1 protein-coding gene is annotated in these 538 nt (G+C 70.3%); it reads right to left on the reverse strand.

The features are described from left to right. Positions 1-538: LysM peptidoglycan-binding domain-containing protein (locus AC07P1_RS33735; protein WP_494699952.1), on the reverse strand; the 538-nt coding region annotated here is incomplete at both ends.

Below are 538 nucleotides of genomic sequence, written 5' to 3' on the forward strand. Positions count from 1 at the left end.
AGCCCCGAACTGTCGCCGTACGCGTTCGGATCGTCCGGGATGAAGTAGTTCTGCCCGGCGTAGAGATTGCTGTTGCTCAGCCCGTTAGCGCGCATGAAGTTGCCCACCGCCTGGGGATCGCTGGTGCCGAGCAATTTCGAGATGTTGTCGCCGGGGCCGGCCACCTGACCGTGTCCGGCCACGCTGCTGTAGTAGTCCGGATTGGCGCTTTGCTCGGCCGCGTTGAGCAGGCCGCGGTCGTCCATGCCGCCGTTGATGTCGTCGAGCGAGCCGATGTCGATCGGCGCGGTCACCGGGTCGGGCACCGTCACCGGCGCGACCGACACCGGCCCGAAGTCGTCGCCATCGGAGACGTCCCCGCCACCGCCGGGCGCCGCGCCGGCGCCGCCGGAACCGGCCGGCGGTGTGAGCAGACTGCCGGCCAGCGCGCCGGCCACCGCGTTGCCGAACGCGTCGGTCAAGATGTTGCCGACATCGATGTGCCCGCCGGTGACGATGGTCGACGCCACGCCCGAGGCCAGGCCCGAGGCGGTGTTGG

The organism is Duganella sp. GW821-FHT07F09, assembly GCF_059418705.1.